The following is a 22405-nucleotide window of genomic DNA, read 5'->3' on the forward strand; positions in this document are numbered from 1 at the left end:
TTCGGGTCGTCCTTGACGAGGCCGAAGCTGCCGGTCGTGTACGCGAACCGTGGCGTGGCGCGGTCCTTCGCCTTGAACCTCGGGAACCCGACCCTGCGACCTTTTCGCTCGCCCTTGCGGCTCTTCGACCAGTTCGACAGGGCGTCCGCCAACGATCCGAGCCCGCTGCCGTACGCCTCCTTCGAGTTCTCCCGCCACCACGGTCTCCCGTCCGCATCCACGGCCAGCTTGTCCTTGTTCGCGTTCCACCAGCGGCGCAGCGCATACAGGGACCATTCCGGCCCCTCCCCGGCCTCGATGGCGGCCTTGACATGGGCGAGACCCGCGTTGTACGCGAACCGAGCCGCCCCCGCGTGCGACGACAGCAACCGTTCCTGCGCCGGCGTCGGGTCCAACGCCACCCTGACGGCCTCAAGCATCACGCGCCGCCCTCAACGCGGCCTCCACCTTGCTCCTCGCCGCACGCCGCCCGTACAGTCGGGCGCACAACGAGGTCAACACCTCGGTCATGTCACGCACCAAGTCGTCATCCAACTCCGAATCGTCCACGACGATCAGTCGTCGTCCCTGCGCGTTCAACGCGGATTCGACCAGTCCGGCGTTCATACGGGCCAGACGATCCCGATGCTCCACGATGATCGTGCCCACGGTCGGGTCGGCGAGGATGCGGTTCAATCTGCGACGTTTGTCGTTCATGCCGGAACCGGTCTCCGACACGACCTCGATGTCCCTCGCTCCCAGATCGATGGCGAACGCCTTCAACCTGTCCGCCTGACGCTGCAAGTCGGCTTTCCGATCGGAGGACGAGACACGCGCATAGCACACGACGCGCGAACCGGTCGCCGGCATATCCGTCTTCTCATACTTCGGGTCGTGGACCAGCCACACGCCCCCGGCCTTCTCCACGGGAACAGGCATACGGTTCTCACGGCACCACTTCCACACCGTCTGCTCGTTCAAACCCTCACGAGCCGCCCATTCCTTCGCACGCACAGGCAAATCATACCACACACCAACAAGGCAAAACAAACCAAAGCCTCAGCAGTTCACAACCCTAGGGTATTGTGACAGCGGACCCGCAATAATCCTTAACGTCAGTGCTCCCATCTACAGTGCCGGTATGCGTGTGAAGCGTAGAGCGTCGGGGATTGTTTACCCTCTGATTATCGGTATCGTTGTGGTGGTACTGGCTTATCTGATAAGCCGCCAGATGGGACTTGCCTTGATTCAGCCGCCTCTTGATTCGTCACGCACACGTGTGTCGATCTCCGAATCCAGATTGTTCACCCATAAGGTATTGAATGAAGGGGCCAGACATATCATCAACGACTCCTCATTCATGAGAGGATGTGAAATCAAGGAAATATCCTATACCGAGCATGATTATTATAACGATTCTTCAAAACCCTCCAACAAGGATGTCGAGGGAACCCAAGCGAGCTTTGTGATGGAATATGCCTGTTCCAGTTTTAACTCCCGTACGATGTCGATGTCTCCCGCCGATTCCGTCGTCTGGCGCCTGATGTACAACCCGTCGGATTCGACGGATGGAACCGGCTGGGAAACAATCGCTCATGGGAATGGGTGAAAACGGTCAATCACGACCAGCGCAGTCCCAGTCCATACCACTTTGCGTTAGGGTGCGACTGATGTGCGATTCCCATTTCAACACTTAATGGAATGTTGTGACGGTTTCTGCAGCCGCCACGGTGAATGGGGAGATTGTCGGCGGGATGGCGGGGAGCGGGCCGTTCGGTCAGATGGATGGTGTTGAATGGCCACTTGTGAGAAAACTGATCGCACAGCTTATGAAATTCGGCATCGTCGGCGTGATCGCCTTCATCATCGACTGGGGCATCCTTAACATCCTGGTCGGCGTGTTCCACATGCACAACGTGGTCGCCGCCACCATCTCGTTCATCATCTCGCTGATCTTCAACTACCTGGCGAGCATGAAGTTCGTGTTCAAGCACCGTGACGACATGGCCCGCTGGATGGAGATCGTCATCTTCGTCGTGGGCGCGGTGATCGGCCTGTTCATCAACGACGCGATCATCTGGATTTCCACTTACGGCATGAACCATGACGCGTACGTCACGCAGCACGCCGAATACCTGCTGCGCACGAACGTCGGCAAGCTGATCGCCACCGCCGTGGTGATGGTGTGGAACTTCCTCATCCGCAAGTGGCTGCTCGACGACACTCACACGAACGCGATGAACCGCCTCAAGTCCGCCGAGAACCGCCTCACCGCCGAACAGCTCGAAGAGAAATGGGAGAACAGCTTCTCCCACAAGCTCGGCGTCTGGTCTCTGGAGCACACCCCGAAGGGCTGGCCCAAGTAGGCCCATTCCGATTCGGGCGCAACGGAACGGCCCCACTCGTCATGAGTGGGGCCGTTCCGCTATACGGCGACTTCGGTGAGCGTGGGCTGCTCGGTGGAGCTCTTGATCTGCCTGATGCCGATGAACGCGATGGCCAGCGAGACGAGCGCCAGCGTGGTCACCACGAGGAAGCCGCCGTGCGAGCCCATGCGGTCGATGAACTGGCCGGCGATCGCCGAGCCGGCCGACGAGCCGATCGAGTTCATCGCGCCCATCCACGCCATGCCCTCGGTCAGGCGTGACGGCGGCACGAGGTGCAGCATGAGCTGGTTGCCGTTGATCCATGTGGGCGCCTGGCATACGCCGATCAGCAGGTAGATGATCATGATGACCCACAGGTGCTTCGCGAACAGGAACGACCCGATGCCGATGTTCACCACCGCGAGGCAGAAGTAGAACCGCTTCCACAGCGGGATGGTCCAGTTCTTCGCGCCGTACACGAGTGCGCCGCACAGCGAGCTGATCGAGAAGCAGGCGAACACGAATCCCGTGTACTGCTTCATGTTCGATTCGGTCGCGAAGGCGATGATCGAAATGCCGGCGGCCGACTGGAACGCGCCCAGGCCGAACCACGTCACGCACACGGCGATGAGGCCCGGCCCCCAGATCGACGCCTTCCGTCCGCTCTTCGCCTCTTCGAGCGCACGCAGTGTTTCACGTGAAACGATTGCCTCGTCGGTCACGCCCTGCTCGCGCAGACGGCGGCGCGTCTCCTCGGCGGCGGTCTCGGCGCGCAGCGCCTCCGCCTTCGCCGCCTCGCGTGCGCGGTACTCCTTGCGCGAGATGCCTTCCGCCCTCGCGAGATCCGACTGCGACGGCGGCTCGGTCGTGAGCTCCGTGAGGAACATCAGTGCGCCGACGATCACGCACACGCCGGTGAACGAGAACGCGAGCAGGCCGGAGATCACCGCCAGCGTCGAGGCGAGCGGGTTGCCGACCACCCACATGCACTCGTCGAGCACGCCGCACAGCGACAGCGCGCGGTCGGTGCGTTCGCGGTCGCCCTTGAGCAGACGCGTCCAGCGGGCGCGGCTCATCGCGCCCCACGGCGGGATGGCGGCGAGGAACGGCGTGAGACAGTACAGCACCCATTCCGGCGCGCGGTTCGTGATCGACGTGGTCAGCGCGATCGCCGCGACGATCCACACGATGATCGTCGGAATCGACACCTGCCGCTGGCCGAACTTGTCGGTGAGCTTGCCGAGTAGGGGAGTGGCGATCGCCAGCGCGATCGCCTGAAGCGCGGTGAGCATGCCGGCAAGCGAATAGTTGCCGTAGTAATGCTGCACGGAGATCGTGATCGTCATGCCGATCATCGGGAACGGCATGCATGCGATGACGCCGCCGATCGAATACCGTGCCGTATGCGGGATGCGCAGCAGCTCCGCATATCCGCCGAACACCTTGCCGGCGACCTCCCGGATCGCACCGGTGACTCCCGTGCGTCGTGTGGTCATGTTGTCGTGTCTGGACATGCTGCACCGCTCCTTTCCGCTCCCGATTGGATGTCCCCCGGAGGCCGTGGCGTCGGCCGGCGGGGCCCTCATCGAATGATGTGTGCTGTCCTATTGGTCGCGCAAAGGAGTGCATCATCGTCCCCGATGCCCCGCAGAGAAGTCGAAAACCTCGCGGACTTCCGGTCGTGCATGCACGTTTGCGTCGGCGGCAACTCTACGCGCGCGTGCGCCGCGACACGCGGCGTTTTCGCGGTAGATTGAATGGGTATCCGTGAGTATCAGTCCGCATGCAAAGGAGACCGACCGATGACCGCCACCACCATCCACTTCGTCCGTCACGGCAAGGTGCATAATCCCGGCCACGTGATCTACGAGCGTCTGCCCGACTTCCACCTGTCCGACGTGGGCCGCCGCATGGCCGAGGCGACCGGCGCGTACATCGCCGCCAGTCCGCAGATGAACACCGTCTCCGCCGTCTACTCGTCGCCGCTCGACCGCACGCGCGAGACCGCAGGCGCGATCCTCGACGCGTTGAACCCGGTGCGTGAGGCGCGCGGGCAGGAGCCGCTCGCGCTCACCACCGACGAACGCGTCATCGAAGCCGGCAACGAGTTCCGCGGCCGCCGCATCGGCCATGGCGAGGGTGCGCTGTGGAAGAACGGCAACTGGAGGCTCGTCGCGAACCTGTGGAGGCCCAGCTGGGGCGAATCCTACGCGCACATCGCCGCCCGCGTCGGCGACTTCGCGCGCGAGAAGGTCCACGAACACCCCGGCGAGCAGATCATCGTCGTCAGCCACGAATCGCCGATCTGGTCGTTCCGCCACCTGCTGGAAACCGGTCACGCCGAACACTGGATGTTCCTGCGCAAGACGGCGCTCGCCTCGATCACCTCGATCACGTTCGACTGCGAGACCGGCCGTGTGATGTCCATCACGTATGTCGACCCCGCCGCCGGAATCGCATAGACGCACACTAGAATCGACACCGGATATGGTCTGCTCCCGTTGGCGGGAGCTGTCGGGCGTCAGCGAGACTGGCAGCGGTCGGCCGCCGCGGGTCTCCTGCGTGGGACGCAAAGGAGCATGATGACTGAACTGAACACCGACGCAATCGCGCGCGTGGCCGAACTGCCCGCCGTGCGCGAGGCCGCGCGCGAGGCCGCGCGGCTGACCGCGCTCTGGCCGCTCACCGACGCGATGCGCATGGACAACGACGCGAAGTACGGCGAGAACCTGCAGGTGCGCGTGACGCGCGCCTTCGCCCGCATCCTCACCGGCGAGGACGTGACCGTGCCCGACGCCGAATACGTGTACGAAGGCGCGGACGCGATTCCGGGACGCCCACAGCCGATCGTCGACGCGCTGCTCGCCGCCAACGACGCCTACGACGCGCTTGCCGACTTCGCCGCGACCGGCGACGCGACGCTCGTCGACGACGCCGCCGCCGATCTCGGCGTCACGTGGGACGACGCCGCGTCCGTGCGCGTGCATGAGATGCTGGACGCCGTCGAGACGGCCGTGAACGACGGCACGTTCGACGGCGGCGCATACACGGTCGATGCTGGTGCGAATGATGCTGGTGCGAATGACGCCGGTACTGCGGGTGATGGTGCGAATATCGGTGACGCTCCGGTGCCGGCCGATGATGACACGTACGAGCCGCCGGCCGCACTCGTCGACGCGATGGCGCACCGGTTCGCGGTCGCGCTCACCGTATGCGACGCGCTGCTCGACGCCGTCGCGGACGATACCGCCACCGGCCCCGCGGTTCCGGTCGCCGCCGATACGCCGGTGGACGACTCCGCCGTGAAGGCCGTGCTGCCGTTGCTGCTCGTCGTCAACGAACTGCGCGAACAGATCGCCGTGCCGCGCATCTGCCTGACCGACACCCAGATCCGCGACCTGCTCGCCACCCGCGCCTCCGCGCTCGCCGAAGCGGCTGCCGCCGCGTCCGACGGTGCCGGCGTGGCGGGTGCGGAGGCCGGCACCGCGGGCACCTGCAGTGCCGCCGCCCGTGCCGCCGAGTCCGGCGACGCTTCGTCTTCGACGTGCGACATGGCCGTGCTTGATGCGACCGCCGCATTCGTCGCGCCGCTCGCTGGCGCCGAATGGGCGAAGCATCGCGAAGACGTGCTGTGGGACCCGGCCGCGGCGAAGAAGAAGGCGAAGGAGGAGGACGAGAAGCGCAACAAGGCCGCGCTCGCCGCCAAATTCGCCCACGTCAAAGGCTGAGCCTCACCCTGCTCCCCGCTGTCGGGCTGTCCCTCACCGCCGCTCCCGCTGAGCTGGCGAACTGCCCCCACCTCCGCTCCCGCTGGCGGGAGCTGTCCCGCTTGGCGGGACTGAGGGTGGTCGCCGGGGCGCCCCTCATGCCCCGCGCCGTTATTGTAAAGAAGGTTTGCAGTAATGGTGCGGGGCTATTACGATGAATGGCAGCATGGCGAACGCCATGACCGGCGACGAAGCCGGTCGGATACGCGACGCGCACGGCGAAGCACCCCCATCACCAGTGCGAGAACCATACGCGGCGGACGCGCATCATGCGGAACAGAATGCGAGGAAGCATCATGGCGGAAATCATCATCGTCAACAACGAAACGGAAGCCGGCGCGATCTACGGACGCTGCGTCGCCGACCTCATCACGGCGAAACCGGACGCCGTACTCGGCCTCGCCACCGGATCAAGCCCGCTCGCCGCCTACCGGGCGCTCGCGGGCATCGTACAGAAGGAACGCATCGACGTGTCGCATGTGCGCGGATTCGCGCTCGACGAATACCTCGGTCTGCCGCTCGATCATCCCCAGTCCTACCATTCCACCATCCGCCGCACCGTCGTGGAACCCCTCGGCCTCGACCCCGCCAACGTGCACGTGCCCGGCGACGTGCTCGACGGCGCGCCGCTCGCGGACGGCGAGCGCGTGGCGGCGGCCGGACCGGCCTATGACGCGGCGATCGAGGCCGCGGGCGGCATCGACGTGCAGATTCTCGGCATCGGCACCGACGGTCATGTGGGATTCAACGAGCCGGGGTCGTCGCTCGCGTCGGGCACTCGCGTGAAGACGCTCGCCAAGCAGACGCGCATCGACAACGCGCGTTTCTTCGACGACGACATCGACCAGGTGCCGACGCATTGCATCACGCAGGGCATCGGCACGATTCTCAAAGCGCGCCATCTCGTGCTGCTCGCGTTCGGCGCGGGCAAGGCCGAAGCCATCGAGGAGACCGTCGAAGGAGGCGTGTCCGCGTTCTGCCCGGCGAGCGCGTTGCAGCTGCATCCGCATGCGACGATCATCATCGATGAGGAGGCGGCGTCGCGGCTGCGGCACAAGGATTATTACCGGTATGCCTATGCGCACAAGCCGGTCTGGCAGGGAATCTGACGGCGACGTCGGTGTGAAAGGAGATCGATCATGGTGGATGGCAGCGAGACGGTCGCGCGGGTGACGGCCGCGCTCAATGGTGCTCCGCGGCCCGTCGCGATCCGCGGGAGCCGCAAGGTGGATGCGCGTGGCGTGCGTGACGGCTGGTGGGTGGTGTCGGACGCGCGCGGCGTGATCGTCGCGACCGGCGTCGCGCGCGGCGGCGCGGGCGAGGAGGCGTTCGAGCACGCGTGCCGCACGGTCGGCATCGATCCCGCCGCGACGCGCGATGCGTCCGGGTTGTTGGAGTCGTCGGGTGCGTCGGGTGCGTCGGGTGCGTCGGGCGGGGGCGGCGCGGTGATCGACGCGGGCGGCATGATCCTCACGCCCGGATACGTCGACATCCACGCGCATGGTGCATGGGAACGTTCGTTCGATGACGGTGCCGACGGCATCGACGTGGCGCGTGCCGGGCATGCGGTGCACGGCACGACACGGCAGGTGCTGTCGCTCATCACGAATCCGGTGGAGGTGATGTGCCGCAACATTCGCACGGTACGCGAGGCGATGGCGTCGGGGCGTCCGGACATCCTCGGATGCCATCTGGAGGGGCCGTTCCTTGCGGTGAAACGCAAAGGTGCGCATGATCCGAACTGTCTCAAGGACCCGGTCGACGACATCGTCGACGAGATGCTGGAGGCGTCCGGATACGTGGCCGGAGCGGGCGGAGTCTATGGTGCCGGCGGGCGCGGCGGGAGTGCCGGCGGCGCTGGCGGTGCCGGCGGACGTGCCGCGGCCAGGCGGCCTGCCGGCAGGCACACGGCCGCCGGCGTCGGCGGGTCCGGACGTCTCGGGTGCATCCGGCAGGTCACCATCGCGCCGGAACTCGAGCACGGTATTGCGGCGATACGACGGTTCGCCGCGGCGGGCGTCGTCCCTGCGATCGGCCATTGCGACGCCGACTATGCGACGGCGCAAGCCGGATTCGACGCGGGTGCCGGCATCATGACGCACATGTTCAACGCGATGAACGGATTGCATCATCGCGATCCCGGGCCGATTCCCGCGGCGGTGGAGGACCCGCGCGTCACCATCGAACTCATCAACGACGGATTCCACGTGGACGATCCGATGGTGCGATTGGGATTCGGATTCGCGCCGCACCGGATCGCGTTCGTGACCGACGCGATGGCCGCCACCGGGTGCCCGGACGGTGCATACAAGCTCGGCGAGCTTGATGTGAACGTGGTCGACGGACATGCGCGGCTCGTCTCCAACGGGGCCATCGCCGGCTCCACGCTGGTGTTGGAGCATGCGGTGCGGCGGGCCGTGCTCGACCTCGGATTCGAGCCCGCGGCGGCCGTGGAGGCGGCGACGCTCACGCCGGCGCGCGCCTTCGGATTCGACCTGCCGAACCCGGTGACCGGGGCGCCGATCGGATTGCTCGCCGCCGGCTACGCGGCCGACTTCAACCTCATCGATCCGGAGTCGTGGACGGTGCGTCACGTATGGTGTGCCGGCCGCAACCTCGCGTGAGTGGTTCGGCGGGTTACGGCCGGCTGTGGGTTACGGCCGGCCGTGGCGGGCCGGGTTACGGCCGGCTGGGTTACGGCCGGGCGCCGTTGTGCGGGAAGCTTCCCAGCACGGTCGCGTCCATATCGCCGTCTTCGTCATCCGGCTGCTGCGGCGCGGGCGCGGGGATGGCGTTCGGGTCGGATGTCTGCGGAGGAACCGGGGCGGACGGCACGTCCGGCACTTCCGCCGGAGCGCCGGTGCTCGTGTCGGTGGCTGCTGCGGGAGTCACGGCGGCATCGCCTTGCGGCGGCAGGTCCTGCGGCGCAAGCGGAGCCGGCATCTCGCCGTCGTCATACCCCGGCGTGGAGGTGCTGTACACGGGGACGGCGTTCGGGTCGGATGTCTGCGGAGGAACCGGTACGCCGAACGGTGCCGGAGCGCCGGGAGCCGGTGCCGCATCGTAGGGATTCCCCGCGGTCGGTGCGGCGCCATAGGGAGCCGCGGTTCCTGTCATCGGCGCGCCATACGGGGCTGCGCCGGCCGGGATCTTGTCGAATCGGGCGCCTTCCGGCTTGCTCGGCGTCGCCATAAGCACGATGTAGAGGATACCCATGGCGAGATCCAGCAGACCGCCGATGATGAACAGAATGCCGCCGCCGGCTGCGGCCACGCCATACCCGCTGCCGCCACCGAACAGACTGCCGAAACCGCCGATGAGGAACGAGGTACTGCCTAGGATTTCAAGAATCGCGGCCACGGCGAACGATCCGTAGATGATCGCCATCCACCAGCCGGGCTTGTCGATGTCATGCAGACGGCGGACCGACAGCGACAGCGTCGGGATGAGCACGGCGAGCTGGTACAGAGTGATGATGAATCCGAGATCCACATCAGTGGTCGCATAGATGATGGCGGTGATAATTCCGAGAATGGCTCCGATGATCGCATTGCACAGAACCACCCACCAGAATTCGCTGCGCGAGGCGCGTCCGGAGAACACCACGTACTTCTGCCAGAAGCGGGCGAACGCCGTGAAGATCGGGCAGCCATAGTACGGCTCGTCCAACGACGGCTCGGCGGCGGTGTAGACGTACTGGCCGGTCGTCGGCGCGCCGTAGGGGGCGTTCGCGCCGGGCATGGGTGCCGGACCGTTTGCTTGATTGAAAGCGGGTGCCGGTGCGGGTGCCGGTGCCGGTGCGGGTGCCGGGCCGTCCGCCGGAGCATATGGATTGCCGATGGCGGACGGTCCGCCGTACGGCGGCACCTGCGCCGACTGGCCGTATTGGGGAGCTGCCTGCGGGGTAGAGAACTCGGGGAGCGGAGCGCCGACGCCGGGCTGCTGGTTGGCGTCGGATGGTGAACCGGAAGCGTTCTCCGCCGGAGTCGCATCGGCGGCGGGCGTCATGGTGTGGACACTGCCCAGCACGGTGGCATCGGAATCGTCGTCCGGTTCGTTCGGTTCGTTCGGTTCGTTCGATGCGTTCGAGACGGCAGGGGCGGTCGGGGAGGCCGTCGGAGCCGCGACCGGTTCCGGATTCGCGACCGGTTCCGCCGGGGGAATCACCGGAGACTGAGGGGCCGTGGTATCGGCGGGAGCTGCCGGAGCGGACGTAGACGGCACAGCGCCGACGCCCTGGGCGTACGGGTTCTGATCATACCCCGGCTGTGTCGGTTCCGCCGGGGGAACCTGCGCGGGTTGACCGTATGGCGGTTGACCGTATGCCGGTTGACCGTATGCCGGTTGACCGTATGCCGGTTGGCCGTATGACGCCGGCATAGGCTGTCCATACACGGGCTGGCCCTGTCCATATGCGGGCTGTTGCGGCTGCCCATACGCCGGCTGGCCGTATGGATGCTGTCCGTACGCGGCCGGTTGGCCGTATGCGGGTTGGTTCTGGCCGTATGCGGGCTGGGCGTAAGGGGCCTGCCCGTATGCGGTGGGCTGTCCTTGTCCGTACGGCTGCCCGTATGCGGGCTGCTGCGGTTGCCCGTATGCCGGCTGCTGCGGTTGCCCGTATGCCGGCGGCGTCACCGGCGTCTCCGGCGTCCCCGGCGTGGATTGACCATAGGATTGCTGATTGCCGGGCTGCTGTGCCGGATTCGGCGGCAGCGGCGTAGCGTGCGGATCACTCATTGATTCCCCTTTCGAAGTCATGTCTCCCGATTCGTTTGACACCTCTCATTGTACGGAGCATCACCGTGGAACGCGGTGTCTGAGTCCGCCGTGACCCGCGTCCGACGCGCGCGGCACAATAGGGAACCATGACTGAAGCCGAACACGCGAACGAATCCGCGAAAAACCACAAGCCCGAACTGCCGAAGGACGTGCGCGTCCGATTCTGCCCGTCCCCGACCGGCACCCCGCACGTCGGCATGATCCGCACTGCCCTGTTCAACTGGGCCGAAGCGCGCGCCACCGGCGGCAAGCTCGTCTTCCGCATCGAAGACACCGATGCCCAGCGCGACTCCGAGGACAGCTACAACCAGATCCTCGAATCCCTGCGCTGGCTGGGCATCGACTGGGACGAGGGCATCGACGTGGGCGGCCCCCACGGCCCGTACCGCCAGTCCGAGCGCACCGCCATCTACAAGGACGTCGCCGCCAAGCTGCTCGAAGCCGGCTACGCGTACGAATCCTTCTCCACGCCCGAGGAGATCGAAGCCCGCAACGTGGCCGCCGGCCGTCCGAAGGCCTTCGGCTACGACGGCTACGACCGTGACCTGACCGAGGAGCAGAAGGCGGCCTTCCGCGCCGAAGGCCGCAAGCCCGCCCTGCGCATCCGCATGCCCGACGAGGACATCGCCTTCGACGACCTCATCCGCGGCACCATCGAGTTCAAGGCCGGTTCCGTGCCGGACTACGTGATCGTCCGTCCGAACGGCGACCCGCTGTACACGCTCACCAACCCGGTCGACGACGCGATGATGGACATCAACGTCGTGCTGCGCGGCGAGGATCTGCTGAGCTCCACCCCGCGCCAGATCGTGCTCTACCGCTACCTGATGGAGCTGGGCGTCGCCAAGCAGATGCCGCTGTTCGGCCACATGCCGTACGTGATGGGCCAGGGCAACAAGAAGCTGTCCAAGCGCGACCCGGAATCCAACCTGTTCAACCATCGCGACGCCGGCTTCATCCGCGAGGGTCTGCTCAACTACCTCGCTCTGCTCGGCTGGTCCATCGCCCCCGACCGCGACGTGTTCTCCATGGACGAGATGATCGCCAAGTTCGACGTGCGCGACGTGAAGGCCAACCCGGCCCGCTTCGACCTCGACAAGGCCATCTCCATCAACGCCGAGCATGTGCGCATGCTCGAGCCGCAGGACTTCCTCAACCGTTCCGTGCCGTACCTGCACCGCGACGGCGTGGTCTCCGCCGACAACTGGGACGCGCTGACCGACCGCGAGAAGACGATCCTGACCGCCGCCGCCCCGCTCGTCCAGACCCGCGTGCGCCTGCTCGGCGAGGTCGCCGGCATGGTCGGCTCCCTGCTGTCCACCGAGGGCTACCTCGAGCCGGACGACGGTGCCAAGAAGCAGCTCAAGGATTCCGCGGGCGCTGTGCTCGATCTGGCGATCGCCGCTTTGGAAGGCGTCTCCGAGGATGATTGGAAGACCGACAACCTGCACGAGACGCTGAACAAGGCGCTCGTGGAGGAGGGCGGCTACAAGCCGCGCCTCGCCTTCGGCCCGGTGCGCGTCGCCATGTCCGGCCGCCGCGTCTCCCCGCCGCTCTTCGAGTCCATGGAGATCGTCGGCCGTGACCTGACCCTCGCCCGTCTCAAGGGTCTGCGCGCGCACCTGTGATGCGGTCGGCGCGGTTGTTCGCCGGTTTCGTATCTGGCTTCCGCTGACCTGCTTCCCGCCGTGAGCCGTCCCGGTGCATAGGTGCCGGGACGCGAGAGATACCAAGTCCCTTGGCTCCCTTTGACGAGGGAGCTGGCACGAGGGAGCTGGCACGGCGAAGCCGCGACTGAGGGAGCGATTCCGGAAACGTGGGAAACGTGTTTCCGGGAACACGTCGAGAACGACCGCGCAATCCCCGTCGCCCAGACCGGTCGACGCAATCCATTGCCACGGCCGTCCCACCCCGCCATCGCGGGATGGGACGGCCGTTTCGTTTATCCGCGGGTCTGTTTGCCCGCTGTTGTCGCAACCTCAACGTCTGCGCGCATACGCAACCTGGTGCCGAGGGGCACCCTGTACTGAGCTCCGTCCCGCGCCGATGGGCACCCACTCTCCTGTACCGATGGGCACCCACTCTCCTGTACCGATGGGCACCCACTCTCCTGTACCGATGGGCACCTACTCTCCTGTGCTGAGGGGTACCCACTCTCCCGTACCGAGGAGCATCTTCATCCCGAGAAACTCCCGTATCAGCCGTCCCCATCATCCATCGTCCGCCGCAAAGGCAGACGATGGAAAGCGGTTACAGAATGATTGTCAACCAAGGAATCACAATGTGACACGCCGTGGTTGACGAAGTCGGACGGCTCCCGTATATTAATCACTCGTTGCGGTTCGCCGCGGCGGGTGGAAACACCGAAAAATGAATACGCCCCCATCGTCTAGCGGTCTAGGACTACGCCCTCTCACGGCGCCAACACCGGTTCAAATCCGGTTGGGGGTACGAACGGAGAAGACCCCGGCTCAGTCGAGTCGGGGTCTTCGCGTATTCGCCCATCCGGGTGTTCGTGATTCCCGTCTTCCCTCCCGCTGGCGGGAGGTGGCGCGTAGCGTCGGAGGGTGGTCGCGGGCTGGATAGGCCATAGTTTTGGGATTCCTCGATTATGGTGTGCATGGCTTCGCGCGGTTGTGATTTTCATCTTCCTCCCGCTGGCGGGAGGTGGCGCGTAGCGTCGGAGGGTGGCCGCGGGCCGGAAGCGCCGTGGTGTCGGAGGGTGGCCGCGGGCCGGAAGCGCCGTGGTGTCGGAGGGTGGTCGCGGGCTGGAATTCGACGCGTCCGTCGCTGCGGGGCCGGTCGTTTCGGGCGGGGGCCAGTGTTGGGCTGGTCGTTTCGGGTGTGGGGCCGGTCGTTTTCAGGGTGTGTGCGGCGGACGCGCGCGGCGCGTGGCACCCTGTGCCCCGTGTCCCGGCCGGGTCTGCTCCACGACACGTGCCGGAGAGCCTGTTGTGGAGCGGCGTCCCGCCGTTTGCCCCGTGCAAACCCCTGTTTTCGGCGTTCCCGGCCCGTAAAGTGCGCCACAACTCCCTGCAATCCCCGTTCCTGTCCCCGTTGTGGAGCGGCCCGCTCCACAACAGCCGCCGGTATCGTTCCCACCGCGAGTCGTGGAGCAGCCGGGCCCTCAAATCGCGCCACGACTCCCGCGAACCGCCTCTTGCAACCCTGTTGTGGAGCACCACCGCTCCACAACACGATCCCCGCACGCTGTTGTGGAGCGGCATTCCGCCGTGACCCCCGAGTGAACCCCTGTTTTCGGTATTCCCGGCCTGTAAAGTGCGCCACAACTCCCCGCAATCCCGGTTCCCGCTCCTGTTGTGGAGCGGGCCCGCTCCACAACAGCCGCCGGTATCGTTCCCACCGCGAGTCGTGGAGCAGCCGGGCCCTCAAATCGCGCCACGACTCCCACGAACCGCCTCTTGCAACCCTGTTGTGGAGCACCACCGCTCCACAACACAATCCCCGCACGCTGTTGTGGAGCGGCATTCCGCCGTGACCCCCGAGTGAACCCCTGTTTTCGGTATTCCCGGCCTGTAAAGTGCGCCACAACTCCCCGCAATCCCGGTTCCCGCTCCTGTTGTGGAGCGGGCCCGCTCCACAACAGCCGCCGGTATCGTTCCCACCGCGAGTCGTGGAGCAGCCGGGCCCTCAAATCGCGCCACGACTCCCACGAACCGCCTCTTGCAACCCTGTTGTGGAGCACCACCGCTCCACAACACAATCCCCGCATGCCGTAGTGGAGCATCGCCGCACCCCGCGGCGCGGGTCGGCGCAGTGGATGGAGCCCGAGAGCGCCCCTTGGCCCGGAGCCGGCTGTCCGCATCGCTCCAGACGGCCGTTCCCGGCGTCACGAATCCCGGAGGTGAACGGCCTCGTCCGGAATCCGGGACGCCCCCGCTGGCTGGAGTCCCGGATTCGGGAGAACGGCCCTATCGTCCGTAATCCGGGACGCTGGGAACGGCTCAGCATCCCGGATTACGGATGAAGGCGCTGATTTCCCGAATCCGGGACGCTGGGAAAGACTCAGCATCCCGGATTACGGATGATGCCGCTCATCTCCGTAATCCGGGACGCTGAACGCAGCCCAGCGTCAGGAATCCCGGACGAGGCCGTTGTTCTCCGGGATTTGTGACGCCGGAGCGGATATCGGCGCATATCGTCCCGCCGGGGCGCGACCACCCTCCGGCGCGAAGCGCCACCTCCCGACGGCGGGAGGAAGGAGCGGAATCCCCCGACGTTCCACGCCCGCGACCACCCTCCGGCGCTACGCGCCACCTCCCGCCAGCGGGAGGGAAGAAACGGGGAGCGGCTCATGCGGCGGGAGGGAAGAAACGGGGAGCGGCTCATGCGGCGGGAGGGAAGAAACGGGGAGCGGCTCATGCGGCGGGAGGGAAGAAACGGGGAGCGGCTCATGCGGCGGGAGGGAAGAAACGGGGAGCGGCTCATGCGCGCCATCTCCCGCCGGCGGGAGATGGCGCGCACGAGAGCCAGGGCCGTATGGGGAGGGCATACGCGCCCTAACACGAAAGGCCCCTATCCTATAGCCTCAGTATCGCACGTTGCGCGATGTGTTGTATCCGGTGCGTGAGGTCGGTCATAACGAGGCAAAACCGTTGGAAATACTTGCGACACGCCGTGATTTGCGCATGTGGTGCCATACGCGTATATTAATCACTCGTTGCGCGGTTCACAAAGAACCGAGCAATACGGTGGAAACACCGAAAACAGAATATGCCCCCATCGTCTAGCGGTCTAGGACTACGCCCTCTCACGGCGCCAACACCGGTTCAAATCCGGTTGGGGGTACGACGCGGAACTCTTCGGAGTTACACGCCAGCCAAATTGGGGTGTGGTGTAATTGGCAACACAGCTGATTCTGGTTCAGCCATTCTTGGTTCGAGTCCAGGCACCCCAGCCAATGAAAACCCTCGCGAAAGCGAGGGTTTTCTTGTTTTTACGGCTTGCGCGCGGTGCGCGTCAGCCGCGACATGTCCACACGAACCGCGCATCGCCGCATTACAGTAGGAGCCATGACGGAAAACACACGTGCGCCCGAGGGCATGTCTTCAAGGCCGAGGATCAGACCGGCGGAGGCGGGGGATACCCGGCCCTTGTCCGTGTCCGCCCGGTTGGGCCGGCTCCAGTTCCATCATTCCGGCAAGTTCCGCGTCCTGCAGGTCGCCGACATCCAGGACGGTCCCAAAGTCGCGAAGGATACGGTCAAACTCATCGAGGCGAGTCTGGACGCGGTCCGCCCCGATCTGGTCGTCTTCACCGGCAACCAGATCGCCGGCTACGATCCCGCGTTTGCCGCGACGTTCCGCAAACGCCGCTGGAACATTCCCGCCGCAGCGGACGACGGCGACGCAATCGACGCAAACGCCGCGACCGCTACCTCCGTCGCGGAGGCGAAAGCGCACACGCGCGAACTGGTGCGCGGCGCGATCGCGCAGTTCCTTGCGCCGCTGATCGCGCGCAAGGTGCCGTTCGCCATCACCTACGGCAATCACGATTTCCAGTGCGGTCTGTCCAACGACGAACTTGACGCGATCTACCGCGAGTTTCCGGGCTGCGTGAATCCGACGCCCGGCGTCGAGGCGGACGTACTGCCAGCGCGCACGCTGCTGCCCGATCAGGTCGTCTATCCGCATGCAGCGGGCACGTTCGCGCTGCCCGTCGCCGACGAGACGCACACGCGCACGCTGCTCGGTCTCGTCATCCTCGACTCGGGCGACTACGCGCATGGTGGCGGGTTCGCCGCTCCGACGGACGACGCGCTCGCGTTCCTCGCGCGCGTGCCGTCGATCGTCGGCGCACGGTCCGTCCTGTTCCAGCACATGCCGCTGCCGGAGTATTACGATCTGCTGAAGCCCGTCACTGCGACGACGCCGTACGCGATGCAGGGATATCGCGACCACGCCGCGCAGTATTACGTGCTGGATGAGGAGAGGGTGCGTCCTGGCGGCTATCTGGGTGAGGGCATCAGTTGTCCGGATGCGTCGCGTGAGTTCGCGGTGCTGCGCGGCGACGATGCGATGATTGCGGCGACTGCGGCGACTGCGGATGTGGGCGATGTCGATGATGCCGGTGAGACCGGGCGTCCCGATGCGGATTCCCGTGCGGATGTGTTCCCCTATGTCGGTGTGGCGACGGGTCATGATCATCGCAACTGGTTCGTCGGCGAATTGGATGGCGTGCTGATGGCGGCGACGCCGACCTGCGGATTCGGCTCGTATGGGCCGGCGCCGGCGAAGCGTGCGACAAGGCTGATCGAGTTCGACAGCCGTCACCCGTATGAGCCGCGCACGCAGCTGTTGGAGTTCGGCGAGCTGGTCGGCAAGCCGAGCTCGAAGAAGGCGTACACGTATGCGTTGAACGCGAAGCCTCCGCAGGATGGCGAGGGCGATGAGCTGCTGCGCCGTCCCACGTTGTGGGGTCAGCTCAAAGGACTGTTCAGCTGATTGGTGCGGCTCTTGGGTGGGGCCACCCCCACCCGGCTTCGCCGGGAGCCCCCGCCGGCGGGGGCGGGTATCAAGAAACCCGTAATCAGGCAATCTATGAATAGGTCCGGCTGACGGGGAGGCCTATGAAATGGCCCCTGGATTGCGGGCGTGACGGGTGCCGTCACGCCCTATGGCCCCGCCGGCGGGGCTGACTATGACAATGGCCCCCGCTTCAAGGCGGGGGCCATGCGAAAACGAGAGCGGGCTCAGCGACCGGAGGAGGCCTTGATGAGGGCTTCGGTCAGGTATTTGCCGGCAGCCATGACGAGCGGCGCGTAGCGGCGGCCGGGCGCGTTGCCCATACGGCCGGACGGTCCGGAGATGGAGATCGCGGCGATCACCTGGCCGGAGGCGTTGCGGATCGGCGCGGAGATCGAGCACACGCCCTCCTCGCGTTCGTTCACCGATTCGGACCAGCCGCGCTTGCGGACGGCGGCCAGCTTGGTCGCGTTGAACTTCGCGTGGCGCAGTCCCTGGTGCATGCGCTCGGAATCCTCCCAAGCGAGCAGGATCTGCGCGGCGGAGCCGGCCTCCATGGAGAGCATCGCGCCCACGGGAATCGAATCACGCAGACCGGAGGCGCGCTCCACGGCGGCGATGCACACGCGCTGATCGCCCTGACGGCGGTAGATCTGCGCGGATTCGCCGGTGCGGTCGAGCAGCGTCTGGAGAATCGGACCGGCGGCGGTGAGGAGTCGGTCCTCGCCGGCGGCGGCGGCGAGTTCGGCGAAACGGGAGCCGAGCACGAAGCGGCCGTGCTGGTCGCGCAGCACGAAACGATGACGTTCAAGCGCGATGGCGAGACGGTGGGCGGTCGGTCGGGCCAGACCGGTGGCGGCGACGAGCTGGCCGAGCGTGGACGGGCCGGTTTCGAGGGCATCGAGAATCTTCACGGTCTTGTCGAGCACGCCGACGCCGGAATGCACCTCGCCGTCGTTCTTCTCGGCGGTCTGCGCGGTGACGGTTGCGGTATTGTCGCCGGCGGCGTCCTGTTCGGCGACCGGCTCTTCGGTCACAGCGGTATCTGAGTGCATGGAAGTCATGGTTTCCGTTTATACCATCTCACATAGTGAAATGCCAAATCGGCAAATTTTACCATGCAGTGAACGGTGTGCGTCGGACGATGGCCGATTGGTGGAATCCGAGTGCGCTTACGCTCGACGATCATCGTGCGAACCGTCCACGCAATCGCGCGACAGACCGCGGAAAACCCGGAAACCCGAGCGAAGACGGAAGACACCGGGAGACGGTTTTCGGCGGAATTCCAACAGAAAACAGACGGTGGGCGGCGTGCTTGCGCGCACATCTCATAATCCGGCCGGGGCATGGTTGCCCCCATGTTGACCGCATACTCTATTACCACGAACACGGCGCAAACACAATACCTTGCGCTAGGAAATTTAGGAGGAATCCCCATGGGAACGACACTGGCCGAGAAGGTCTGGGCCGATCATCTGGTACGGAAGGGCAGCGATGGAGCGCCCGACCTGCTGTACATCGACCTGATGCTCATGCATGAAGTCACCAGCCCGCAGGCGTTCGAGGGACTGCGACTGGCCGGACGCAAGCCGCGCCACGTCGATCAGCTCATCGCCACCGAGGACCACAACACGCCCACGGTGGACATCGACCGTCCGAACCCGGACAAGACGAGCGCCCTCCAGCTGAGCACGTTGGAGAAGAACTGCAAGGAGTTCGGCGTGCGCCTGCACGCGCTCGGCGACGCCGATCAGGGCATCGTCCACGCGTTCGCCCCGATCCTCGGCCTCACCCAGCCGGGCATGACCATCGTGTGCGGCGACTCGCACACCTCCACGCACGGCGCGTTCGGCGCGCTCGCGTTCGGCATCGGCACATCCGAGGTCGAACACGTGATGGCCACGCAGACCCTGTCCTTGAAGCCGTTCAAGACGATGGCGATCAACGTGAACGGCAAGCTGCCGGCGGACGCCACCGCGAAGGACATCATCCTCGCGATCATCGCGAAGATCGGCACCGGCGGCGGTCAGGGCTACGTCATCGAATACCGCGGCGAGGCGATTCGCAACCTCACGATGGACGAGCGCATGACCGTGTGCAACATGTCCATCGAGGCGGGTGCCCGCGCCGGCATGATCGCGCCGGACGAAACCACGTTCGAATACCTGAAGGGCCGTCCGCACGCGCCGGAAGGCGAGATGTGGGACAAGGCCGTCGCGTACTGGAAGACGCTGAAGACCGATGACGACGCCGTTTTCGACAAGGAGGTGGACATCGACGCGTCCCAGCTCGGCCCCTACGTGACGTGGGGCACCAACCCGGGCCAGGGCCTGCCGATCACCGCGAACGTGCCGGTCCCGGCGGACATCGCCGACGCGACCAAGCGTTCCGCCGCCGAGCGCGCCATCGCGTACATGGGCCTGAAGCCCGGCATGCCGATCAAGGACATCGCCGTCGACACCGTGTTCATCGGCTCCTGCACGAACGGCCGCATCGACGACCTGCGTCAGGCGGCCGCGATCATGAAGGGCCACCACAAGGCGGAGAACATCCACCGCGTGCTCGTCGTGCCCGCCTCATCTCGCGTGCGCCTGCAGGCGGAGAAGGAAGGACTCGACAAGGTGTTCGAGGACTTCGGCGCGGAATGGCGCAACGCCGGCTGCTCGATGTGCCTCGGCATGAACCCGGACAAGATGGTGCCGGGCGAGCGTTCGATCTCCACATCGAACCGCAACTTCGAAGGCCGTCAGGGCAAGGGCTCGCGCACGCACCTCGCGTCGCCCGCCGTCGCCGCCGCCACCGCGATCCGCGGCACGATCTCCAGCCCCGCCGATCTGTAATCCGTTTATCTCGGCCCTCTCCCGGCGAGGGGGCCGTCAGTCGAAGACCAGCCGGGGAGCGATTCCCGGAAGCCGACTAGTAATCCGTTCATCTCAGCCCCTCTGGAGGGGGCTCCCGGCACAGCCGGGTGGGGGAGAAACCCCGAAAGGACAATCATGGAAAAACTCACCACGTTGACCGGCGTGGGCGTGCCGCTGCGCCGCTCCAACGTCGATACCGACCAGATCATCCCCGCCGTGTTCCTCAAGCGCGTCACCAAGACCGGCTTCGACGACGCCCTGTTCTACGCGTGGCGCCGCGACCCCGAGTTCGTGCTCAACAAGCCCGAATACGCGAAGGGCCAGATTCTCGTCGCAGGCCCCGAGTTCGGCATCGGCTCCTCCCGCGAGCACGCGGTGTGGGCGCTGCACGACTACGGCTTCCGCGTCGTCATCGCGCCGAGCTTCGCCGACATCTTCTACGGCAACACCGCGAAGAACGGCGTGCTCGCGGCGATCATGCCGCAGGAGAGCGTCGAACTGCTGTGGAAGCTCCTCGAGGAGGAGCCGGGCCGCGCGATGACCGTCTCGCTCGAGGATCGTACCGTGACCTGTGGCGACGTGACCCTGCCGTTCGAAGTGAACGACTACACGCGCTGGCGTCTGATGAACGGCTATGACGACATCGACCTGACGCTCCAGCACGAGGACGACATCGCCGCCTACGAGCAGATGCGCGCCGAGAAGTTCCCGTTCAAGCCGAAGACCCTGCCCGCCAAGCACCTGCCCGAAGAAGAGATCAAGCCCGCCCGCGAGCTCGAATACGACTGGGCCGGTCCGCTGGCCGACCGCGGCGTTATCTGATCGCGGTCCGGCCGCGGTCTGCCTGCGATTTGACTGCGATTTGACTGCGATTGGTTGGGTAGCCGGTTGGTCAATCGGTCGGTCAATCGGTTGTGTGATTTGACTGATCAATTGATTGTGCAGCCTGTTGGCCAACTGGCTAGACACCAACCGGTTATGTAATCAGCGTCACAAATCCCGGGAATTATCCTTTTCGTCCGGGATTTGTGACGCTGAGCAGTTCCCAGCGTCAGAAATCCCGGACGATGGGGCTTTTCTCCGGGATTTGTGACGCTGAGCGGCCCCCGGCGTCCCGGGTTCGGGATGATGGGGCTTTTCTCCGGGATTTGTGACGCTGAGCGGCCCCCGGCGTCCCGGGTTCGGGATGATGGGGCTTTTCTCCGGGATTTGTGACGCTGGAGAGTGGGCGTCGTCAGATATCCGGTTCTTCGCATTGTGGCGTGTATAGGGCGTGCGGCTGCAATGCCGATTCCCCTCCCGCTGGCGGGAGGTGGCGCGTAGCGCCGGAGGGTGGTCGCAGGGCAGCGGCATCGAATCGGCGCTCGCCGGACAGGAGCCCGATTACCGACCTGGTCCGCCTGTTCCATCTATCAAGACGTCGTTCTATACTTGGCCTCGTATGCAAGGGTGCCCTTGACGTCACCCATTTCGGGGGTGTCCTACAGGCGAAAGTTTGGAGAAGGAAGATGTCAAAGAACATCGCACAACGACTGTCGGGGGCAGTGGCCGTATTGGCGAGCATCGCCATGCTATTCTGCGTGCTGCCTCTGCCGGCGCACGCGGCTGAGACTGCCGACGGGGTGGGCGCTGATGCCGCCGCCGACGCAAATGTCTATCAGGCGCTCAAGTACATGCAGGAGCTCAACGCGCTTCGCGCCCGCACTGATCGTCGCAAGCTGACCAACGCGCAGATTGCGGCGGCGAAGAACGCGGACCATAGCACCAACATCTACAACACGTCCAATATTGCTGGCAATACCGCTGATGGCAGCGCCGTCGGCGCTTTGGACGTTAATTGGGACTTGATGAAGTGGGCTCAGACCCGTGCTAATGAGCTGGTTCAGAAGGGTGGCCTCGACGGGCATGCGAATATGTTGAACGGCAAGCCTTCCTGGTATGTGCACGTCTCGGGGCAGGATTTCAACCTGACCCATTCCTCGAAGTATCAGTACGGAACCTATTTTGGGGGCTTCTGCTGTTTTCGTGGGTTAGGTTCTTGGTTGGGGTAGGTGTATGTCGAGTCCGCCGCATCGGAGCATGACGAGGGCGATGAGGTTGTTCACGTTGTGGAAGCCGTAGGCCATGCGGATGGTGACTTTGATCCTGTTGTTGAACGCCTCGAGCCT

At 65.4% G+C, this 22405-nt stretch carries 17 protein-coding genes, 3 tRNA genes and 1 pseudogene; 15 read left to right on the forward strand and 6 right to left on the reverse strand.

Going from position 1 to position 22405, the window contains the following annotated elements; all coding sequences use genetic code 11:
• On the reverse strand, positions 1-419 hold a 419-nt coding region (locus AC1AYR_RS11120), incomplete at its 3' end, for a helix-turn-helix domain-containing protein (RefSeq protein WP_476512627.1).
• The gene (locus AC1AYR_RS11125) at positions 412-993 is read right to left on the reverse strand and encodes an IS607 family transposase (RefSeq protein ID WP_476512628.1); all 582 of its coding nucleotides are present in this window, start codon (positions 991-993) and stop codon (positions 412-414) included. The genes AC1AYR_RS11125 and AC1AYR_RS11120, both read right to left, overlap by 8 nt.
• A gap of 127 nt (positions 994-1120) precedes the next feature.
• Between AC1AYR_RS11125 and AC1AYR_RS11130 the strand changes: the two genes are divergently transcribed.
• Together AC1AYR_RS11130 and AC1AYR_RS11135 are read left to right on the forward strand one after the other, a co-directional pair.
• Entirely contained in the window at positions 1121-1588 is a 468-nt protein-coding gene (locus tag AC1AYR_RS11130) for a hypothetical protein (RefSeq protein WP_476512629.1), read from the forward strand.
• A gap of 220 nt (positions 1589-1808) precedes the next feature.
• Positions 1809-2345, forward strand: a complete 537-nt coding sequence (locus AC1AYR_RS11135; RefSeq protein WP_476512630.1) for a GtrA family protein — start codon at positions 1809-1811, stop codon at positions 2343-2345.
• A 59-nt stretch (positions 2346-2404) separates the two neighbouring features.
• Here AC1AYR_RS11135 and AC1AYR_RS11140 read toward each other — a convergent pair whose 3' ends face one another.
• On the reverse strand, positions 2405-3841 hold the full coding sequence (locus AC1AYR_RS11140; RefSeq protein WP_476512641.1) for an MFS transporter: 1437 nt from the start codon (positions 3839-3841) through the stop codon (positions 2405-2407).
• 306 nt (positions 3842-4147) lie between these two features.
• Here AC1AYR_RS11140 and AC1AYR_RS11145 point away from each other — a divergent pair, with 306 nt between their 5' ends.
• The 4 genes from AC1AYR_RS11145 to AC1AYR_RS11160 all read left to right on the forward strand — a co-directional run bounded on the left by AC1AYR_RS11145 (position 4148) and on the right by AC1AYR_RS11160 (position 8736).
• A complete protein-coding gene (locus AC1AYR_RS11145; RefSeq protein WP_476512631.1) occupies positions 4148-4807 on the forward strand; it encodes a histidine phosphatase family protein in 660 nt (219 codons plus the stop codon).
• Positions 4808-4924: 117 nt separating this feature from the next.
• Positions 4925-6073, forward strand: a complete 1149-nt coding sequence (locus tag AC1AYR_RS11150; protein WP_476512632.1) for a hypothetical protein — start codon at positions 4925-4927, stop codon at positions 6071-6073.
• A 335-nt stretch (positions 6074-6408) separates the two neighbouring features.
• A complete protein-coding gene (nagB, locus tag AC1AYR_RS11155; protein WP_476512633.1) occupies positions 6409-7221 on the forward strand; it encodes a glucosamine-6-phosphate deaminase in 813 nt (270 codons plus the stop codon).
• Between the two features lie 279 nt (positions 7222-7500).
• Entirely contained in the window at positions 7501-8736 is a 1236-nt protein-coding gene (locus AC1AYR_RS11160) for an N-acetylglucosamine-6-phosphate deacetylase (RefSeq protein ID WP_476512642.1), read from the forward strand.
• A gap of 70 nt (positions 8737-8806) precedes the next feature.
• Here AC1AYR_RS11160 and AC1AYR_RS11165 read toward each other — a convergent pair whose 3' ends face one another.
• The gene (locus AC1AYR_RS11165; RefSeq protein WP_476512634.1) at positions 8807-10141 is read right to left on the reverse strand and encodes a DUF805 domain-containing protein; all 1335 of its coding nucleotides are present in this window, start codon (positions 10139-10141) and stop codon (positions 8807-8809) included.
• A gap of 1 nt (position 10142) precedes the next feature.
• Here AC1AYR_RS11165 and AC1AYR_RS11170 point away from each other — a divergent pair, with 1 nt between their 5' ends.
• From AC1AYR_RS11170 to AC1AYR_RS11195, 6 genes and pseudogenes are all read left to right on the forward strand, one after another.
• Complete coding sequence (locus AC1AYR_RS11170) at positions 10143-10289, forward strand: hypothetical protein (RefSeq protein WP_476512635.1); 147 nt, start codon at positions 10143-10145, stop codon at positions 10287-10289.
• A 688-nt stretch (positions 10290-10977) separates the two neighbouring features.
• Positions 10978-12519: a glutamate--tRNA ligase gene (gltX, locus tag AC1AYR_RS11175; protein ID WP_476512636.1), complete on the forward strand. Its 1542-nt coding sequence runs from the start codon at positions 10978-10980 to the stop codon at positions 12517-12519.
• Positions 12520-13269: 750 nt separating this feature from the next.
• Positions 13270-13342: transfer RNA gene (locus tag AC1AYR_RS11180), tRNA-Glu, on the forward strand.
• A 2285-nt stretch (positions 13343-15627) separates the two neighbouring features.
• Positions 15628-15700, forward strand: a tRNA-Glu gene (locus tag AC1AYR_RS11185).
• Positions 15701-15737: 37 nt separating this feature from the next.
• Positions 15738-15812, forward strand: a tRNA-Gln gene (locus AC1AYR_RS11190).
• 490 nt (positions 15813-16302) lie between these two features.
• Positions 16303-17355 (forward strand): annotated as a pseudogene (locus AC1AYR_RS11195) (metallophosphoesterase family protein); the annotation flags it as partial.
• Positions 17356-17603: 248 nt separating this feature from the next.
• Here the strand turns inward: AC1AYR_RS11195 and AC1AYR_RS11200 are convergent.
• Positions 17604-18440, reverse strand: a complete 837-nt coding sequence (locus AC1AYR_RS11200) for an IclR family transcriptional regulator (RefSeq protein ID WP_476512637.1) — start codon at positions 18438-18440, stop codon at positions 17604-17606.
• 372 nt (positions 18441-18812) lie between these two features.
• Here AC1AYR_RS11200 and leuC point away from each other — a divergent pair, with 372 nt between their 5' ends.
• The 3 genes from leuC to AC1AYR_RS11215 all read left to right on the forward strand — a co-directional run bounded on the left by leuC (position 18813) and on the right by AC1AYR_RS11215 (position 22288).
• A complete protein-coding gene (gene leuC / locus AC1AYR_RS11205; RefSeq protein ID WP_476512638.1) occupies positions 18813-20216 on the forward strand; it encodes a 3-isopropylmalate dehydratase large subunit in 1404 nt (467 codons plus the stop codon).
• 156 nt (positions 20217-20372) lie between these two features.
• The gene (leuD, locus tag AC1AYR_RS11210; RefSeq protein WP_476512639.1) at positions 20373-21059 is read left to right on the forward strand and encodes a 3-isopropylmalate dehydratase small subunit; all 687 of its coding nucleotides are present in this window, start codon (positions 20373-20375) and stop codon (positions 21057-21059) included.
• A 686-nt stretch (positions 21060-21745) separates the two neighbouring features.
• Complete coding sequence (locus tag AC1AYR_RS11215) at positions 21746-22288, forward strand: hypothetical protein (protein WP_476512640.1); 543 nt, start codon at positions 21746-21748, stop codon at positions 22286-22288.
• Here AC1AYR_RS11215 and AC1AYR_RS11220 read toward each other — a convergent pair.
• Complete coding sequence (locus AC1AYR_RS11220; protein WP_476512643.1) at positions 22268-22381, reverse strand: hypothetical protein; 114 nt, start codon at positions 22379-22381, stop codon at positions 22268-22270. The two genes, AC1AYR_RS11215 and AC1AYR_RS11220, sit on opposite strands and share 21 nt — an antisense overlap.
• Positions 22382-22405: the final 24 nt, after the last annotated feature.

Source organism: Bifidobacterium sp. LH_417 (assembly GCF_056357035.1).

Bases quoted from the DNA above. Each gene is read 5' to 3' on its own strand.
- AC1AYR_RS11150 (WP_476512632.1), top strand. From the start codon at position 4,925: ATGATGACTGAACTGAACACCGACGCAATCGCGCGCGTGGCCGAACTG.
- AC1AYR_RS11145 (WP_476512631.1), top strand. From the start codon at position 4,148: ATGACCGCCACCACCATCCACTTCGTCCGTCACGGCAAGGTGCATAAT.
- AC1AYR_RS11200 (WP_476512637.1), bottom strand. From the start codon at position 18,440: ATGACTTCCATGCACTCAGATACCGCTGTGACCGAAGAGCCGGTCGCC.
- nagB (WP_476512633.1), top strand. From the start codon at position 6,409: ATGGCGGAAATCATCATCGTCAACAACGAAACGGAAGCCGGCGCGATC.
- AC1AYR_RS11215 (WP_476512640.1), top strand. From the start codon at position 21,746: ATGTCAAAGAACATCGCACAACGACTGTCGGGGGCAGTGGCCGTATTG.
- AC1AYR_RS11140 (WP_476512641.1), bottom strand. From the start codon at position 3,841: ATGACCACACGACGCACGGGAGTCACCGGTGCGATCCGGGAGGTCGCC.
- AC1AYR_RS11135 (WP_476512630.1), top strand. From the start codon at position 1,809: ATGAAATTCGGCATCGTCGGCGTGATCGCCTTCATCATCGACTGGGGC.
- leuD (WP_476512639.1), top strand. From the start codon at position 20,373: ATGGAAAAACTCACCACGTTGACCGGCGTGGGCGTGCCGCTGCGCCGC.
- gltX (WP_476512636.1), top strand. From the start codon at position 10,978: ATGACTGAAGCCGAACACGCGAACGAATCCGCGAAAAACCACAAGCCC.
- AC1AYR_RS11130 (WP_476512629.1), top strand. From the start codon at position 1,121: ATGCGTGTGAAGCGTAGAGCGTCGGGGATTGTTTACCCTCTGATTATC.
- leuC (WP_476512638.1), top strand. From the start codon at position 18,813: ATGGGAACGACACTGGCCGAGAAGGTCTGGGCCGATCATCTGGTACGG.